This is a genomic window from Citrobacter sp. RHBSTW-01013, from assembly GCF_013781985.1.
Classification (GTDB): domain Bacteria; phylum Pseudomonadota; class Gammaproteobacteria; order Enterobacterales; family Enterobacteriaceae; genus Citrobacter; species Citrobacter braakii.
The window spans coordinates 4,191,726-4,209,599 of the sequence record NZ_CP056185.1; the positions used below are offsets into that span (position 1 = coordinate 4,191,726).

Consider the following 17,874-nt stretch of genomic DNA (forward strand, 5'->3'; position numbering starts at 1 on the left):
TTAATTACACAACCCTAAGAAGATCATTTTTGCTTTAAAAATTCACGATAAGCCGCCACGACCTGAAGAAAGTCCTCTACGCCGCAAAGTGAAAAGCTCTCTTCGTCGTAGTAGCTCATCCCCTCTTCCATTTCATCTCCGGAGAATTCCAGCTGATTGGCGCGCACCATCACCTCTTCACCATCCAGCCAGAGCGTGTATTCATGCCCTGCTCGCTGCCAGGAGCGCTCACTGCCCTTCACCGCATGCGCCGCCTGTTCCACTTCATCAAGTAAGGCCAGGTTCTCTTTCACTTCTTCGTTAAACCAGTGCCCCACCACCTCGTGGCCCATGGACATACGCACTTTTACCACTCCGGTAATATCGCGCAGAAATTCGTAATCCATAATGTCTTCCTCTGCTCCCGGCAATGCGCCAATACCGCATTGCACCTTGCTGTAATTATCGCAGCAGCGCGGCAGAAAAAAAGCGTAGCGGGTATAAGGAATAGAAATAAAAATGCCCGGAGAAGCAGACTTCTCCGGGCATTGATGCGTTTTTACACAAATCGCGTTAGCGTATTACACCGCGGTCTGGAAAATCACACCATCGGCTTTCTCAGTATACTGAGACAGCTGGTCGAAGTTCAGATAACGGTAAGTATCCACCGCCGTCTTATCAACCTGCGCCACATAGGTCTGATACTCTTCCGCCGTCGGCAGTTTGCCAATCAGCGCCGCAACCGCCGCCAGCTCCGCAGAAGCCAGGTAGACGTTCGCCCCGGTACCTAAACGGTTCGGGAAGTTACGGGTAGAGGTCGAGACCACCGTTGCGCCGTCAGCCACACGCGCCTGGTTACCCATGCACAGCGAACAGCCTGGGATCTCAATACGCGCACCGCTCTTACCAAACACGCTGTAGTAGCCTTCTTCGGTCAGCTGCGCCGCATCCATACGGGTTGGCGGAGCCACCCACAGACGCGTCGGCAACTGGCCTTTGTGTGCATCCAGCAGTTTACCCGCCGCACGGAAGTGGCCGATGTTGGTCATGCAGGAGCCGATGAAGACTTCATCGATCTTCTCGCCCTGCACGTCAGACAGCAGACGCGCGTCGTCCGGATCGTTCGGTGCACACAGGATTGGCTCTTTGATATCCGCCAGATCGATGTCGATCACCGCCGCGTATTCTGCGTCAGCGTCGGCTTCCAGCAATTGCGGATCCGCCAGCCATTTTTCCATCCCCTGCACACGACGCTCCAGCGTACGGCGATCGCCGTAACCTTCAGCGATCATCCACTTCAGCAGAACGATGTTAGAGTTCAGATACTCAACGATCGGCTCTTTGTTCAGTTTGATGGTACAACCGGCAGCGGAACGTTCAGCGGAGGCATCGGTCAGTTCGAACGCCTGCTCCACTTTCAGATCCGGCAGACCTTCGATTTCGAGGATGCGGCCAGAGAAGATGTTTTTCTTACCTTTCTTCTCAACGGTCAGCAGACCCTGTTTGATCGCGTACAGCGGAATGGCGTGTACCAGATCGCGCAGGGTAATCCCCGGCTGCATTTTGCCTTTGAAACGCACCAGAACGGATTCCGGCATATCCAGCGGCATCACGCCGGTCGCAGCAGCAAACGCCACCAGGCCAGAACCCGCCGGGAAGGAGATGCCAATCGGGAAACGAGTATGGGAGTCACCGCCGGTGCCGACGGTATCCGGCAACAGCATGCGGTTCAGCCAGGAGTGGATTACGCCATCGCCCGGACGCAGCGACACGCCGCCACGGTTCATGATGAAGTCCGGCAGAGTGTGGTGCGTGGTCACGTCAACCGGCTTCGGATACGCGGCAGTGTGACAGAAGGACTGCATCACCAGGTCAGCAGAGAAGCCCAGGCACGCCAGGTCTTTCAGTTCATCACGGGTCATCGGGCCGGTGGTATCCTGAGAACCCACGGAGGTCATCTTCGGTTCGCAGTACGCGCCCGGACGGATACCTTTCACGCCGCAGGCGCGGCCCACCATTTTCTGCGCCAGAGAGAAGCCGCGGCTGCTTTCCGCCACGTCTTTCGCCTGACGGAATACGTCGCTGTGCGGCAGTCCCAGCGCTTCGCGCGCTTTGGTGGTCAGGCCACGACCGATGATCAGCGGAATACGGCCACCAGCGCGCACTTCGTCGATCAGCACATCAGTTTTCAGCTCAAAGCTTGCCAGCAATTCGCCGGTTTCGTGGTTACGCACTTCTCCTTTGAACGGGTAAACGTCAATCACGTCGCCCATGTTCATGTTCGAGACGTCCACTTCGATTGGCAGTGCGCCCGCATCTTCCATGGTATTGAAGAAGATCGGTGCAATTTTGCCGCCGAGACACAGACCGCCGCCGCGCTTGTTCGGTACATGAGGGATATCATCGCCCATGAACCACAGTACGGAGTTGGTTGCAGATTTACGCGAAGAGCCGGTACCAACAACGTCACCCACATAAGCCAGCGGGTAGCCTTTTTTCTGCAGTTCTTCAATCTGTTTGATCGGGCCTACCGCGCCCGGCTGGTCCGGTTCGATACCTTCACGGGCATTTTTCAGCATCGCCAGCGCGTGCAGAGGGATATCCGGGCGAGACCATGCGTCCGGTGCCGGAGAGAGGTCATCGGTGTTGGTTTCACCCGTCACTTTAAACACGGTAACGGTGATTTTTTCAGCCAGAGCTGGACGGTTCAGGAACCATTCGGCATCGGCCCAGGACTGCATTACCTGCTTCGCGTATTCGTTGCCCGCTTTGGCTTTTTCTTCTACATCGTAGAAGTTATCGAACATCAGCAGCGTTGAAGAGAGCGCTTTGGCGGCAATCGGCGCCAGTTTTGCGTCGTCAAGCGCGTCGATCAGCGGATGAATGTTGTAACCACCCTGCATGGTGCCCAGCAGTTCAATGGCTTTTTCTGGAGTCACCAGCGGGGAGGTGGTGTCGCCTTTCGCGACGGCAGCGAGAAAACCCGCTTTAACATAAGCGGCTTCATCTACGCCAGGAGGAACGCGGTTGATCAACAGGTCTAACAGGAATTCTTCTTCGCCCACAGGCGGGGTCTTCAGCAGCTCGACAAGTGCGGCCATTTGGGTTGCGTCTAACGGTTTTGGCACAATCCCCTGGGCAGCACGCTCAGCTACGTGCTTACGGTATTCTTCTAGCACGACGATATCTCCTCGCTCTCATTGTCATAATGCGGCGCTTTTGTAGATGGGCGATTCTCTTCACGCTCCTGTGAGACAGTAGTTAGTAGGGTAAATGCCCGGTACCGCGTAAGGCACAATAACAGGATTTTCATTAAGTGTTAATCCGTTTACAAAAAAGCAACATAAAAAATTGGCTGAATCGTTAAGAATAGTGTAGCGACAAGGCAGGGCGTAATTTAGGCTCCCTAAAAACGATGTGAAACGGTTGATTTTCAAGCGCGACATGCTGAATATTCCAGCGATTTTTCAGCCATCAGATATAATTGTGTAATAAATCTTCACACTCTTTTTCCGGACCTGCCGGGTGAATCCCCAATAAAAGTCAAAACTATCTAACACGGGTGAATAATACTCGCGGCAACAGAACGCCTCACGGCACAGCGCTTGTCTCGTTGGAGTCATTTTATGAAGTTGCCCTTTAAGCCACATCTGCTTGTCCTTCTGTGCAGTGCCGGGCTGTTTGCCGCCTCTGGCGTGATGTTCGTTAAAAGTCGCGCAACGGAGCCAGCAGCTCCAGCCCCCGTCGCACAGCAACCGTCCGCACCGGCTCCAGCTCCCGTAGCGGCCCCTGCCCCGGCCGATCAACCAGCGCCCACCGCAGCCCCTACGTACACATCGGCACAAATCGATCAGTGGGTTGCGCCTATCGCGCTCTATCCGGATTCACTGCTGTCGCAAATTTTGATGGCCTCAACCTACCCGGCGAACGTCATCCAGGCCGCGCAGTGGTCAAAAGACAATCCCAAAATGCAGGGTGATGCCGCCATTCAGGCCGTTGCCAGCCAACCCTGGGATCCCAGCGTAAAATCGCTGGTGGCGTTTCCGCAGTTGATGTCGCTGATGGGTGAAAATCCGCCGTGGGTACAGAGCCTGGGCGATGCATTCCTTGCGCAGCCGAAAGAGGTTATGGATTCCGTTCAACGCCTGCGTGCGCTGGCGCAACAGACCGGAGCATTGCAATCAACACCGCAGCAGACTGTTACCACCGTGGCCAAAGCAGCTCCGGCTAAAACCGTTACCAGCGAGTCAACGACCACAACAGCCACGACCGCTGCTTCAGCAAGCCCAACGGTAATCAAAATTGAATCCGCCGACCCGCAGGTAGTTTACGTTCCCACCTATAACCCAAATACGGTTTACGGTACCTGGCCGAACACCGCCTATCCGCCAACCTATCTACCGCCAACGCCCGGCGAGCAGTTTGGCAACAGCTTCGTTAACGGTTTAGGCTTCAGCCTCGGCGTCGCCACAACTTATGCCATCTTCAGCAATATTGACTGGGATGACGACGATGACTGGGATCACCATCATAACGATGACTGGGATAACCATGGCGGCTATAACCGCAACGGTGATAACAACATCAATATCAACGTAGATAACTTCAATAAAATCAGTGGACAGCGTCTGACGGATGCCAACCGTACCTGGCAGCACAACCCGGCCTATCGCGAAGGGGTGCCGTACCCTAATAGCCAGCTCAATAACCGCTTCCACTCCACTAACACGGCTACGGGCCTAAGCTCAACCCAGCAAAGACCGGTCAACCGTGATAGCCAGCGTCAGGCAGCGTTGAGCCAGATGGAAAAATCAACGGGGAAAACCTTCCCCCAGACGGCGCGTACGGGAACGAAAGACGCCCAGCGTCAGGCATCCAGCCAACAACTAAAGCAAATTTCCCAGCGTAATAACTACCGTGGTTACGATACCAAACCGCAAACGGCAAAACGGGCAAACGCTCAGCAACATGAACATCGCCAGGCCACCACTCAGCGACAAGAGAAACGGGTCACGCAACCAGCGCAGCAACGCAACGTGCAGCAGCGCAATCTTCAACAGCGGACTAGCCAGCCGCGGGCCAATGCGCTGAGCGGCAACGACAGTCGCTCCGCCAGTTGGCAGGCGCAGCAGCAGCGAGGGGCTCAAAGCAGGCAGGTCGCCCGCAACCAGCCATCTCGCCAGCTATCCGGCGACCGTGCTGAACACCGTGAATTCCGTCATCGTTAAGGGAACCGACATGAAAAATAAACTACTCAGTGGAATGGTGTTATTCATGGTTTCGACCACCGCGATGGCACAGCAATCCTTCAGCACACCAGACCAGGCGACCGATGCCCTGGCAACCGCGATAAGCGAGCAGAATGAAAGCGCGATGAACAACCTGCTCGGGGAAAACTGGCGCGAGTTTCTGCCACCGGAAGGCGTCGATCCTGATGCGGTTGATCGCTTCCTGCGCGACTGGAAGGTCCGCCATAATACTGTCATCGACGGCAATAGCGCGCACCTGGTGGTCGGGGACAGCGACTGGCAACTGCCGATCCCGGTTGTTAAAACCGCTTCCGGCTGGCAATTTGATATCAAGGAAGCGGCCGAAGAGATCCTGACCCGTGAGATTGGGCGCAACGAACTTGCCGCTATTGAAGCATTACACGCCTATGTTGATGCTCAGCAAAGCTACTTTGCGATGAACCAAAAATACGCGCAAAAGATTGTCAGTTCTGAAGGGAAAAAAGATGGTCTGTACTGGCCTGTTTCGCCCGGCGAAGCGCCAAGCCCGCTTGGCCCGGCCTTTAGTCCGCAGGAGCCTGGCACGGGCTATCACGGCTATCGTTTCCGTATCCTTCCCGATAAAACCAGCGGCTTTGCGATGGTTGCCTGGCCCGTCAGCTACGATCACACTGGCGTTATGAGTTTTATGATTAACGGTGATGATAAAGTCTATCAGGCCGATCTCGGCGCTGATGCACAGCAGAAAGCCGAGGCGTTAACCGCATATCATCTGGATAAAAACTGGCAGCCCGTAGCGCCCTGAATGCCAGTCAAATAGTGAGTTGACCGGGGCTCCGGCCAACTCACGAGAGATTACAGGATGTTAGCGACGGATTTCGCCAGCTGCGCTTCCAGAACCGGTTTCGCTTCTTCGAACTTCAGGTTCACTTTGTTGGCATTAGACACGACGCGGGTCTGGTATTTTGCGCGATCGCCCTGCGCGCTGCTGGTTTGCAGCTTGATACCGGACGTGCCCTGGCGCAGTGCGGCAACGTTACCAGAACTGGTAGCTTTCAGGCAAAAAAAACGCCTCCGAAGAGGCGTTTTCACAAAAGCGGGAAGATTACTTTTTCTTCGCTTTCGGGTTTGGCAGGTCGGTGATGCTACCTTCGAACACTTCTGCCGCCAGGCCCACAGACTCGTGCAGAGTCGGGTGCGCGTGGATGGTCAGCGCGATGTCTTCAGCATCACAACCCATTTCGATCGCCAGACCGATTTCACCCAGCAGCTCACCGCCGTTGGTACCGACAATCGCACCACCGATAACACGGTGAGATTCTTTGTCGAAAATCAGTTTAGTCATACCGTCTGCGCAGTCGGAAGCGATAGCACGACCAGAAGCAGCCCACGGGAAGGTGGCGGTTTCGTAGCTGATGCCTTTCTCTTTCGCTTCTTTCTCAGTCAGGCCAACCCATGCAACTTCTGGTTCAGTGTATGCGATGGATGGGATAACTTTCGGATCGAAGTAGTGTTTCTTACCGGCGATAACTTCAGCGGCAACGTGACCTTCGTGAACACCTTTGTGCGCCAGCATCGGCTGACCGACGATATCGCCGATAGCAAAGATGTGCGGCACGTTGGTACGCAGCTGTTTGTCAACGCGGATGAAGCCACGGTCATCAACTTCAACGCCAGCTTTGCCCGCGTCGAGGTTTTTGCCGTTCGGTACACGACCGATAGCCACCAGCACTGCATCGTAACGCTGAGCTTCAGCAGGCGCTTTTTTGCCTTCCATGGAAACGTAGATACCGTCTTCTTTCGCTTCAACGGCGGTTACTTTGGTTTCCAGCATCAGGTTGAATTTCTTGCTGATGCGTTTGGTAAAGACTTTAACCACGTCTTTATCGGCAGCCGGGATAACCTGGTCGAACATTTCAACCACGTCGATCTCTGAACCCAGCGCATGGTAAACGGTACCCATTTCCAGACCAATAATACCGCCGCCCATTACCAGCAGGCGCTTAGGAACAGTTTTCAGTTCCAGTGCATCGGTGGAATCCCACACGCGCGGATCTTCATGCGGAATGAATGGCAGTTCGATCGGACGGGAACCCGCCGCGATGATCGCGTTGTCAAAGTTGATCACGGTTTTGCCGTTTTCACCTTCAACTTCCAGGGTGTTTGCCCCGGTAAATTTACCCAGACCGTTAACCACTTTCACTTTACGGCCTTTGGCCATACCCGCCAGACCGCCGGTCAGTTGAGTGATAACTTTTTCTTTCCAGGTACGAATCTTGTCGATATCGGTTTTCGGCTCGCCAAAAACGATACCGTGTTCAGCCAGCGCTTTGGCTTCTTCGATAACTTTTGCTACGTGCAGCAGCGCTTTAGAAGGGATACAGCCGACGTTCAGACAAACACCACCGAGGGTGCTGTAACGTTCTACGATGACGGTCTCCAGACCTAAATCTGCGCAACGGAAGGCAGCAGAGTAACCTGCAGGGCCTGCCCCAAGTACCACGACCTGAGTTTTGATTTCAGTGCTCATCATGACCTCTTAATTTATACCCGTCGTCCACCGGGTCGTTCTATCCGCCCGTATTTTACAAAATTGTTAACAATTTTGAAACAACAAACGGCAACCGATTTGTCTTTCGCACAATAACCTCACTGACTTCATGAGATTACCAGAAAAAAGCCGGCCGTCGGGCCGGCTTTTTCGCTTACATCACCAGGCGGCGAATGTCAGACAGCATGTTGTTGATGATGGTGATAAAGCGCGCACCATCAGCACCGTCGATTACGCGGTGGTCGAAGGAGAGCGAAATCGGCATCATCAGACGCGGCATAAACTCTTTACCGTTCCACACTGGCTCCATAGAGGACTTGGAGACACCGAGGATAGCCACTTCCGGCGCGTTCACAATCGGCGCGAAGTGGGTCGTACCCAGGCCACCGATGCTGGAGATGGTGAAGCAACCGCCCTGCATTTCGCCAGCGGTCAGCTTGCCATCACGCGCTTTCTTGGAGATGGTGGTCAGTTCACGAGACAGCTCGGTAATGCTCTTCTTGTTCACGTCTTTGAAGACCGGAACAACCAGACCATTCGGCGTATCTACCGCGACACCGATGTTGATGTATTTTTTCAGGGTCAGACGCTGACCGTCTTCAGACAGAGAGCTGTTGAAGCGCGGCATCTGTTCCAGAGCGGCGGCAACGGCTTTCATGATGAAGACCACTGGCGTGAATTTCACATCCAGTTTACGTTTTTCAGCTTCGGCGTTCTGCTGTTTACGGAACGCTTCCAGATCGGTGATATCGGTCTTGTCGAAGTGAGTAACGTGCGGGATCATCACCCAGTTACGGCTCAGGTTAGCACCAGAGATTTTCTGGATACGACCCAGTTCCACTTCTTCGATTTCACCAAACTTGCTGAAGTCCACTTTCGGCCAAGGCAGCATGCCCGGAATACCGCCGCCTGCTGCTGCCGGAGCAGCTTCAGCACGCTTGATAGCGTCTTTCACGTAAGCCTGAACGTCTTCACGCAGGATACGACCTTTACGGCCAGAACCTTTCACTTTCGCCAGGTTTACACCGAACTCGCGCGCCAGGCGACGAATCAGCGGTGTTGCATGAACGTAAGCGTCGTTCTCAGCGAACTCAGATTTACCTTCCGCTTTCGCGGCCGGAGCTGCGGCTGGTTTAGCAGCCTGAGCCGGTGCAGCTGCAGAGGCTGGAGCAGCCGCGGCAGCTGGAGCGGCAGCAGGTGCTGCGCCTTCAACTTCGAAGATCATAATCAGAGAACCGGTTTTGACTTTGTCACCGGTGCTGATTTTGATTTCCTTCACGGTGCCCGCGAACGGTGCCGGAACTTCCATCGACGCTTTATCGCCTTCAACGGTAATCAGTGACTGCTCAGCGGCAATTTTATCGCCCACTTTAACCATCACTTCAGTGACTTCAACTTCGTCACCGCCGATATCCGGAACGTTAACCTCTTTCGAGCCAGAAGCTGCCGGAGCCGCCGCTGCTGCTGGAGCTGCCGCCTGAGCCGGTGCTGCAGCAGGCGCTGCGCCTGCAACTTCGAAGACCATAATCAGAGAACCGGTAGACACTTTGTCGCCCGTGTTGATTTTGATCTCTTTAACGGTGCCCGCGAACGGCGCCGGAACTTCCATCGACGCTTTATCGCCTTCAACGGTGATCAGAGACTGTTCAGCCGCAACAGTGTCGCCCACTTTAACCATAACCTCGGTAACTTCGACTTCGTCACCGCCGATGTCCGGTACGTGTACTTCTTTCGCCGCTGCCGCAGCAGGTGCTGCTGCCGGAGCGGCTTCTTTCTTCTCTTCTGCCGGAGCAGGTGCAGCGGCTGCTGCACCATCGGCGGAATCGAAAATCATGATCAGTTTGCCGGTCTCAGTTTTGTCGCCAACAGAGACTTTGATCTCTTTAACGATACCTGCCTGAGGAGACGGAACTTCCATAGAGGCTTTGTCGCCTTCTACGGTGATCAGCGACTGTTCAGCTTCAACTTTGTCGCCTACTTTGACCAGGATCTCGGTGATTTCAACTTCATCAGCCCCGATGTCCGGTACATTGATTTCGATAGCCATTATTCTTTTACCTCTTACGCCAGACGCGGGTTAACTTTATCTGCATCGATGTTGAATTTGATGATTGCGTCAGCAACCACTTTCTTATCGATTTCGCCACGTTTAGCCAGTTCGCCCAGGGCCGCTACAACCACATAAGAAGCATCAACTTCGAAGTGGTGACGCAGGTTTTCACGGCTGTCAGAGCGACCGAAGCCGTCAGTACCCAGTACGCGATAATCATCAGCCGGTACATAAGTACGAACCTGTTCGGCAAACAGTTTCATATAGTCAGTAGATGCCACTGCCGGAGCGTCGTTCATCACCTGAGCGATGTACGGAACGCGCGGAGTTTCCATCGGGTGCAGCATGTTCCAGCGTTCACAATCCTGGCCATCACGCGCCAGTTCAGTGAAGGAGGTTACGCTGTAAACGTCAGAACCTACACCGTAGTCGTTCGCCAGGATCTGTGCTGCTTCACGCACGTGACGCAGGATAGAACCGGAGCCCAGCAGCTGAACTTTACCTTTCTTACCTTCGAGGGTTTCGAGTTTGTAGATACCTTTACGGATACCTTCCTCGGCACCTGCTGGCATTGCCGGCATGTGGTAGTTTTCGTTCAGCGTGGTGATGTAGTAATAAACGTTCTCTTGTTTCTCACCGTACATACGCTCCAGACCATCGTGCATGATGACCGCAACTTCGTACGCGTAAGACGGATCGTAAGAGATACAGTTCGGGATAGTCAGAGACTGAATATGGCTGTGACCATCTTCGTGCTGCAGACCTTCGCCGTTCAGCGTCGTACGACCAGAAGTTCCCCCTACCAGGAAGCCGCGAGCCTGTTGGTCGCCTGCCTGCCAGCACAGGTCACCGATACGCTGGAACCCGAACATGGAGTAGTAGATGTAGAACGGAATCATCGGCAGATCGTTGGTGCTGTAGGAGGTCGCAGCAGCCAGCCAGGATGCGCCAGCACCCAGTTCGTTGATGCCTTCCTGCAGGATCTGACCTTTCTCGTCTTCTTTATAGTAAGCAACCTGCTCACGGTCCTGCGGGGTGTACTGCTGACCGTTCGGGCTGTAGATACCGATCTGACGGAACAGACCTTCCATACCGAAAGTACGCGCTTCGTCAGCGATGATCGGAACCAGACGATCTTTGATCGACTTGTTCTTCAGCATCACGTTCAGGGCACGAACGAAAGCGATAGTGGTGGAGATTTCTTTGTTCTGCTCTTCCAGCAGCGCACCGAAGTCTTCCAGAGCAGGCAGTTCCAGCTTCTCGGTGAAGTTCGGCTGACGAGCAGGCAGATAGCCGTGCAGTTTCTGACGCTGAGCGTGCAGATAAGTGTGCTCTTCAGAACCTTCCGGGAAGGTGATGTAAGACAGGTTTTCAACCTGCTCATCGGTCACAGGAACGTTGAAACGGTCGCGGATATAACGCACGCCGTCCATGTTCATTTTCTTAACCTGGTGAGCGATGTTTTTACCTTCGGCGGTGTCACCCATGCCGTAACCTTTGATGGTATGGGCCAGGATTACAGTTGCTTTGCCTTTGGTTTCCTGCGCTTTCTTCAGTGCAGCGTAGACTTTCTTCGGATCGTGACCACCACGGTTCAGAGCCCAAATCTGCTCGTCAGTCCAGTCAGCAACCAGGGCTGCGGTTTCCGGGTATTTACCGAAGAAGTGCTCACGTACGTATGCGCCATCTTTGGATTTAAAGGTCTGGTAGTCGCCGTCAACGGTTTCGTTCATCAGTTGGATCAGTTTACCGCTGGTATCTTTACGCAGCAGCTCATCCCAACGACCGCCCCACATGACTTTGATAACGTTCCAGCCAGCGCCCGCGAAGATGCCTTCCAGTTCGTTAACAATCTTGCCGTTACCGGTGACCGGACCGTCAAGACGCTGCAGGTTACAGTTGATAACAAAGACCAGGTTGTCCAGTTTCTCACGGGTCGCGATGGTGATAGCACCCTTAGATTCTGGCTCATCCATTTCGCCGTCGCCCAGGAAGGCGTAAACGGTTTGTTTAGAGGTATCTTTCAGGCCACGGTGTTCCAGATATTTCAGGAATTTAGCCTGGTAGATTGCACCGATCGGGCCCAGACCCATAGATACGGTCGGGAATTGCCAGAATTCCGGCATCAGTTTCGGGTGCGGGTAGGAAGACAGGCCTTTGCCATGTACTTCCTGACGGAAGTTGTTCATCTGCTCTTCAGTCAGACGACCTTCCAGGAATGCGCGAGCGTAGATGCCCGGAGAGATGTGGCCCTGGAAGTAAACCAGATCGCCGCCATCCTGCTCGTTGCGTGCACGGAAGAAGTGGTTGAAGCAGACATCATATACCGTTGCGGAGGACTGGAAGGATGCCATGTGGCCACCCAGCTCAAGGTCCTTTTTAGACGCGCGCAGTACGGTCATGATGGCGTTCCAGCGGATAGCAGAACGAATACGACGCTCCAGCTCCAGATTGCCCGGGTATTCCGGTTCATCTTCAACGGCAATAGTGTTTACATAATTGCTGGCCCCAGCACCTGCCGCTACTTTCACGCCGCCTTTGCGAGCTTCTGAAAGCAGTTGGTCGATCAGATACTGAGCACGCTCAACACCTTCTTCACGGATGACCGATTCGATCGCCTGTAGCCAGTCGCGAGTTTCGATCGGATCCACGTCATTTGGGAAACGTTCTGACATGGGGGTATTCCTTATCTATCTAATACGTTGAGTTATCTGGAACCTGTCCCATTACGTTCTCACCAGAGAGCGTAATAAGACAGGTTCTGCGTTTAGTTGCCGCGCCTTTCGATAGCGCTTGATTTACAACATCTTCTGGTTAACGTTCTGCCAGAAAAATCACTAATTCTTTCGTTGCTCCAGACGGCGTAAGGCGCGTTCACGACGGCTTTCCTCACGGCTCCTGTCCAGCAGAATCTCTTCGATAAACGCCAGGTGACGGTGAGACGCTTCACGCGCTTCTTCAGGCTTCCCGGCGATAATTGCTTCAAAGATGCGGGTACGGTGACTGCTCACCAGCGGCAGCATCTCGCGACGCGCATACAGCAATTCGAAGTTTTGCCGAACGTTCTGGGCCAGCATTGGCTCCATACACCTTAGCAAATGGAGCAGCACCACATTATGTGCCGCTTCGGTGACAGCAATTTGATACTGGAGTACCGCGTCAGATTCGCCGTCAAGATCGCCGGACTGTTGAGCAAGCTCGATCGCATGGTGGAGTTCACGGATACGCGTTTTGTCTTCATCCGTGCTGCGCAGTGCAGCGTAATAGGCTGCAATACCTTCCAGCGCATGGCGCGTCTCAAGCAGGTCAAACTGGGATTCAGGATGGTCGGAGAGCAGCTCTACCAGTGGGTCGCTAAAGCTCTGCCACAGGCTGCTCTGAACAAAAGTGCCACCGCCCTGACGACGAAGCAGTAACCCCTTCGCTTCAAGGCGTTGGATCGCCTCGCGTAAGGAGGGGCGGGAGACGTCGAACTGTTTTGCCAGCTCGCGTTCCGGTGGGAGTTTTTCTCCGGGGCGAAGTGTCCCCTCAAGAATTAAAAACTCCAGCTGCTGCTCAATCACATCGGAGAGTTTTGGTTGGCGGATTTTGCTGTAGGCCATGATTTCCTGTCTTAAGCCATTTGCCCGGAGTCAATTGGTCTTACCAATTTCATGTTCTTGACGCTAAAGTAACAAAGTATTCACCTTCTGTCCATACAGGTTTTGATTGAAATCAGTAAAGGAGGCATATTTTAACAACATTACAGAAATAACGTTTCAAACATGTAACTATGCACAAATGTTAAATTTACCCACCACGGGGTAGTTTTAACGGAATTGAAACGAAAAAATATCTCATCTGAACCGATTCACCTGATTATTTATCGACACATTAGCCACAATTAGTGAATAAAAATTCAAAATGGAAATTTTGTGGTAGATAAACTCGCATTTACAAATGGTTTCTTTTTATTCGACTCGTCATCTTGCTCGCATAAAGCAGGTGCATTCGCGCTCGCATATCATTATTCTGATCAAGACAAAAGCATTGAGGCAACATTTTATCTAAAGCATCTGTAAACAAATAAATACAACAAACGGAATTGCAAACTTACACACGCATTGCTGCGTAGTTCAAAAAATAAGTACTCGAAATATGAAGAGTAAAACCACACACGAGGTTTAATGATGGAAAGTCAACAGCATGGCGATCAGCTCAAGCGCGGTCTTAAGAACCGCCATATACAGCTAATCGCGCTGGGTGGCGCGATTGGTACCGGGTTATTCCTCGGTAGCGCATCCGTTATCCAGTCTGCAGGACCGGGTATTATTCTGGGTTACGCAATTGCCGGCTTTATCGCCTTTTTGATTATGCGTCAATTAGGTGAAATGGTAGTTGAAGAGCCGGTTGCAGGCTCCTTTAGCCACTTTGCTTATAAATACTGGGGCGGTTTTGCGGGCTTCTCTTCTGGCTGGAACTATTGGGTACTGTACGTCCTGGTTGCCATGGCTGAACTGACTGCCGTAGGTAAATACATCCAGTTCTGGTATCCGGAGATCCCCACCTGGGTTTCTGCTGCAGCCTTCTTCGTACTGATCAACGCCATCAACCTGACCAACGTGAAAGTGTTTGGGGAAATGGAGTTCTGGTTCGCCATTATCAAAGTCATTGCCGTGGTTGCGATGATTCTGTTCGGCGGCTGGTTGCTGTTTAGCGGCAACGGCGGCCCGCAGGCCAGCGTCAGTAACCTGTGGAGTCAGGGTGGCTTCCTGCCGCACGGCTTCACCGGTCTGGTGATGATGATGGCTATTATTATGTTCTCTTTCGGTGGGCTGGAGCTGGTCGGGATCACCGCAGCAGAAGCCGATAACCCGGAGCAAAGCATTCCCAAAGCAACCAACCAGGTTATCTACCGTATCCTGATTTTCTATGTAGGTTCGCTGGCTGTTCTGCTTTCCCTGATGCCGTGGACGCGCGTCACGGCTGATACCAGCCCGTTTGTCCTTATTTTCCACGAGCTGGGCGACACCTTTGTTGCCAATGCTCTGAACATCGTAGTGCTGACCGCTGCCCTTTCTGTCTATAACAGCTGCGTATACTGCAACAGCCGTATGCTGTTTGGTCTGGCACAGCAGGGCAACGCGCCAAAAGCGCTGATGAACGTCGACAAACGCGGCGTACCGGTGAACACCATTCTGGTCTCCGCGCTGGTTACGGCTCTGTGTGTACTGATCAACTATCTGGCACCGGAATCCGCCTTTGGCCTGCTGATGGCGCTGGTGGTTTCCGCACTGGTGATCAACTGGGCAATGATTAGCCTGGCGCACATGAAGTTCCGCAAAGCCAAACAGCAGCAAGGCGTTACCACCCGTTTCCCGGCGCTGCTCTATCCGCTTGGTAACTGGGTATGTCTGATTTTCATGGCTGCAGTGCTGGTGATTATGCTGATGACGCCGGGCATGGCGATTTCGGTGTACTTAATCCCGGTATGGATAGCCATTCTTGGCATCGGCTATTTGTGCAAACAGAAAACCGCCAAAGTAGCTAAAGCGCATTAATTCTCCCTCCCCCACCTGCATCAGGTGGGGGTTGTTACCTGCCTCACACTTTCCCACTCACGACTGTTTCGTCCATATCACTGGCGTTATCCTGCAACGCAAAAACACCTCTGCCAGACAATAATTATCTCCATATCTTATTAATGGAGTGCAGTTGATGGAAACCAGTAAGCTCACGGTGAAAGAAAAGATCGGCTATGGAATGGGCGACGCCGGATGCAACATCATCTTTGGCGCCATCATGTTGTTTGTTAACTATTTTTACACCGATATTTTTGGCCTGGCACCGGCCCTGGTCGGCGTGTTACTGCTGTCAGTACGCGTTATAGATGCCGTTACCGACCCTATTATGGGCGCAATGGCCGACCGCACCCGCAGCAAATATGGTCGATTTCGTCCATGGCTTTTGTGGATGGCTTTCCCATACGCATTATTTAGCGTACTCATGTTTACCACCCCTGAGTGGACATATAACAGCAAAGTAATCTATGCGTTCGTCACCTACTTCCTGCTCTCTATCACCTATACGGCGATCAACATCCCTTACTGCTCGCTCGGCAGCGTCATCACTAACGATCCAAAGGAACGTGTCGCCTGCCAGTCATATCGCTTTGTGTTGGTAGGAATTGCAACCCTGCTGCTCTCCCTCACCTTACTGCCAATGGCGGACTGGTTTGGCGGGGAAGACAAAGCTAAAGGCTATCAGATGGCGATGGCAGTGCTGGCCTTCATCGGCATGTGTATGTTCCTGTTTTGCTTTGCAACCGTCCGTGAGCGCGTACGTCCTGCCGTCCCGACTAACGACGATTTAAAAGCCGACCTGAAAGACGTATGGAAGAACGATCAGTGGGTAAAAATCCTGCTGTTAACCCTGTGCAACGTCTGTCCGGGCTTTATTCGCATGGCCGCCACCATGTACTACGTAACCTGGGTTATGCAGCAAAGCACGCAGTTCGCAACGCTGTTTATCAGCCTTGGCGTTGTGGGCATGATGATCGGCAGCATGCTGGCGAAGGTGTTAACCGATCGCTGGTGCAAACTGAAAGTCTTCTTCTGGACCAATATCATCCTGGCGATTTTCTCCGGCGCGTTTTACTTCTTCGATCCTAAAGCCACCATGATGATTATGGTGCTTTACTTCCTGCTCAACATTCTGCATCAGATCCCATCCCCACTGCACTGGTCGCTGATGGCGGATGTCGATGATTACGGCGAGTGGAAAACCGGTAAACGTATCACCGGAATCAGCTTCTCCGGCAACCTGTTCTTCTTGAAACTGGGCCTGGCGATTGCCGGAGCGATGGTTGGTTTCCTGCTCTCCTGGTACGGCTACGACGCAGGGGCGAAAGCGCAAAGCGACTCCGCCATTAACGGTATTATGTTGCTGTTTACCATCATACCGGGTGTAGGCTACCTGATTACCGCAGGCGTAGTTCGTCTGCTGAAAGTTGACCGCGAGTTTATGCAACAAATCCAGACAGATTTAGAAAAGCGCCGCGCCAACTACCGTGAACTGAATGAGTACCACGATATAAAAACGACTGAAAACGTAAGGAAAGCCTAATGAATCAGTGGCCAAATCCCTTTATTGAACAGCGTGCCGACCCGTTTATTTTACGTGACGGTAGCCACTACTATTTCATTGCTTCAGTGCCCGAATACGATCGTCTGGAGACCCGCCGGGCGGACTCGCTGGAAGGGTTACGCACCGCTATCCCGGTTGTCGTCTGGCGCAAACCAGAAAACGGCCCCATGAGCCAGCTGATCTGGGCACCTGAGATCCATCGTCTGGCAGGCAAGTGGTACATCTATTTTGCCGCCGCCCACACACAGGCGCTAGACAAGCAGGGGATGTTCCAGCACCGTATGTTTGCGCTCGAATGTGCAGACGCCGATCCGCTGACCGGCCAATGGACAGAGAAAGGGCAGATTAAAACGCAGTTTGATACCTTCGCGCTCGATGCCACCACCTTTAACCATCAGGGAAAACAGTGGTATCTGTGGGCGCAGAAATCCCCCGATATCGCCGGAAACTCCAATATCTATCTCGCCGAACTGGAAAATCCATGGACGATTAAAGGCGAGCCGGTAATGCTCAGTCATCCAGAGTATGACTGGGAATGCCGGGGTTTTTGGGTCAACGAAGGCCCGGCCGTCATGGTTCACGGCGATAAGCTGTTTATCAGCTATTCCGCCAGCGCCACCGATGAGAACTACTGTATGGGATTATTGTGGATTGATCTCAATGCCGATCCGCTCAACCCGCAGAACTGGCACAAATCGCCGCGCCCGGTCTTTACCACCAGCTACGAAAACCGCCAATACGGGCCGGGACACAACAGCTTTACGCAAACGCCGGAAGGAGAAGATGTGCTGGTGTACCACGCGAGAAATTACACTGAAATCGAGGGCGATCCGCTGTACGACCCAAACCGCCACACTCGTCTGAAGCTGGTGCGCTGGAACGAAAACGGGATGCCAGATTTTGGCATCCCACCCGCTGATACGCTTTGAAAGATTGGCCCG

The 17,874-nt window shown here is 53.2% G+C and carries 11 protein-coding genes and 1 pseudogene; 5 read left to right on the forward strand and 7 right to left on the reverse strand.

Annotation, left to right across the window (positions count from 1 at the left end):
• Nucleotides 1-23: 23 nt before the first annotated feature.
• On the reverse strand, nucleotides 24-386 hold the full coding sequence (gene yacL / locus HV350_RS20190; RefSeq protein ID WP_016155706.1) for a protein YacL: 363 nt from the start codon (nucleotides 384-386) through the stop codon (nucleotides 24-26).
• Nucleotides 387-560: 174 nt separating this feature from the next.
• Nucleotides 561-3,158, reverse strand: coding sequence for a bifunctional aconitate hydratase 2/2-methylisocitrate dehydratase (acnB, locus tag HV350_RS20195; protein ID WP_016151723.1), 2,598 nt, complete (start codon nucleotides 3,156-3,158; stop codon nucleotides 561-563).
• Nucleotides 3,159-3,605: 447 nt separating this feature from the next.
• Between acnB and HV350_RS20200 the strand changes: the two genes are divergently transcribed.
• Nucleotides 3,606-5,207 (forward strand): DUF3300 domain-containing protein, encoded by a 1,602-nt coding sequence (locus HV350_RS20200; RefSeq protein WP_181629209.1) that lies wholly within the window; start codon nucleotides 3,606-3,608, stop codon nucleotides 5,205-5,207.
• Between the two features lie 10 nt (nucleotides 5,208-5,217).
• The gene (locus HV350_RS20205) at nucleotides 5,218-6,012 is read left to right on the forward strand and encodes a DUF2950 family protein (RefSeq protein ID WP_047499851.1); all 795 of its coding nucleotides are present in this window, start codon (nucleotides 5,218-5,220) and stop codon (nucleotides 6,010-6,012) included.
• Between the two features lie 50 nt (nucleotides 6,013-6,062).
• Here HV350_RS20205 and traT read toward each other — a convergent pair.
• The 5 genes and pseudogenes from traT to pdhR form a co-directional block, all read right to left on the reverse strand.
• Nucleotides 6,063-6,254, reverse strand: a pseudogene (gene traT / locus HV350_RS20210) (complement resistance protein TraT); the annotation flags it as partial.
• Nucleotides 6,255-6,312: 58 nt separating this feature from the next.
• On the reverse strand, nucleotides 6,313-7,737 hold the full coding sequence (gene lpdA / locus HV350_RS20215) for a dihydrolipoyl dehydrogenase (protein WP_003018686.1): 1,425 nt from the start codon (nucleotides 7,735-7,737) through the stop codon (nucleotides 6,313-6,315).
• Nucleotides 7,738-7,912: 175 nt separating this feature from the next.
• On the reverse strand, nucleotides 7,913-9,805 hold the full coding sequence (aceF, locus tag HV350_RS20220; RefSeq protein ID WP_016151718.1) for a pyruvate dehydrogenase complex dihydrolipoyllysine-residue acetyltransferase: 1,893 nt from the start codon (nucleotides 9,803-9,805) through the stop codon (nucleotides 7,913-7,915).
• Nucleotides 9,806-9,819: 14 nt separating this feature from the next.
• Nucleotides 9,820-12,483 carry a pyruvate dehydrogenase (acetyl-transferring), homodimeric type gene (aceE, locus tag HV350_RS20225; RefSeq protein WP_016151717.1) on the reverse strand — a complete coding sequence of 888 codons (2,664 nt, stop codon included), beginning with the start codon at nucleotides 12,481-12,483 and terminating at the stop codon, nucleotides 9,820-9,822.
• 162 nt (nucleotides 12,484-12,645) lie between these two features.
• Nucleotides 12,646-13,410 (reverse strand): pyruvate dehydrogenase complex transcriptional repressor PdhR, encoded by a 765-nt coding sequence (gene pdhR, locus HV350_RS20230; protein WP_003018699.1) that lies wholly within the window; start codon nucleotides 13,408-13,410, stop codon nucleotides 12,646-12,648.
• Between the two features lie 564 nt (nucleotides 13,411-13,974).
• Here pdhR and aroP point away from each other — a divergent pair.
• The 3 genes from aroP (at nucleotide 13,975) to HV350_RS20245 (ending at nucleotide 17,862) form a co-directional block, all read left to right on the forward strand.
• The gene (gene aroP, locus HV350_RS20235) at nucleotides 13,975-15,348 is read left to right on the forward strand and encodes an aromatic amino acid transporter AroP (protein WP_087121850.1); all 1,374 of its coding nucleotides are present in this window, start codon (nucleotides 13,975-13,977) and stop codon (nucleotides 15,346-15,348) included.
• 157 nt (nucleotides 15,349-15,505) lie between these two features.
• Complete coding sequence (locus HV350_RS20240; protein ID WP_016151715.1) at nucleotides 15,506-16,912, forward strand: MFS transporter; 1,407 nt, start codon at nucleotides 15,506-15,508, stop codon at nucleotides 16,910-16,912.
• Nucleotides 16,912-17,862: a family 43 glycosylhydrolase gene (locus HV350_RS20245; RefSeq protein ID WP_181629211.1), complete on the forward strand. Its 951-nt coding sequence runs from the start codon at nucleotides 16,912-16,914 to the stop codon at nucleotides 17,860-17,862. The genes HV350_RS20240 and HV350_RS20245 overlap by 1 nt, the downstream gene beginning before the upstream one ends.
• Nucleotides 17,863-17,874 lie beyond the last annotated feature (12 nt).

Bases quoted from the DNA above. Each gene is read 5' to 3' on its own strand.
- yacL (WP_016155706.1), bottom strand. From the start codon at position 386: ATGGATTACGAATTTCTGCGCGATATTACCGGAGTGGTAAAAGTGCGT.
- HV350_RS20200 (WP_181629209.1), top strand. From the start codon at position 3,606: ATGAAGTTGCCCTTTAAGCCACATCTGCTTGTCCTTCTGTGCAGTGCC.
- HV350_RS20205 (WP_047499851.1), top strand. From the start codon at position 5,218: ATGAAAAATAAACTACTCAGTGGAATGGTGTTATTCATGGTTTCGACC.
- lpdA (WP_003018686.1), bottom strand. From the start codon at position 7,737: ATGAGCACTGAAATCAAAACTCAGGTCGTGGTACTTGGGGCAGGCCCT.
- aceF (WP_016151718.1), bottom strand. From the start codon at position 9,805: ATGGCTATCGAAATCAATGTACCGGACATCGGGGCTGATGAAGTTGAA.
- aceE (WP_016151717.1), bottom strand. From the start codon at position 12,483: ATGTCAGAACGTTTCCCAAATGACGTGGATCCGATCGAAACTCGCGAC.
- pdhR (WP_003018699.1), bottom strand. From the start codon at position 13,410: ATGGCCTACAGCAAAATCCGCCAACCAAAACTCTCCGATGTGATTGAG.
- aroP (WP_087121850.1), top strand. From the start codon at position 13,975: ATGATGGAAAGTCAACAGCATGGCGATCAGCTCAAGCGCGGTCTTAAG.
- HV350_RS20240 (WP_016151715.1), top strand. From the start codon at position 15,506: ATGGAAACCAGTAAGCTCACGGTGAAAGAAAAGATCGGCTATGGAATG.
- HV350_RS20245 (WP_181629211.1), top strand. From the start codon at position 16,912: ATGAATCAGTGGCCAAATCCCTTTATTGAACAGCGTGCCGACCCGTTT.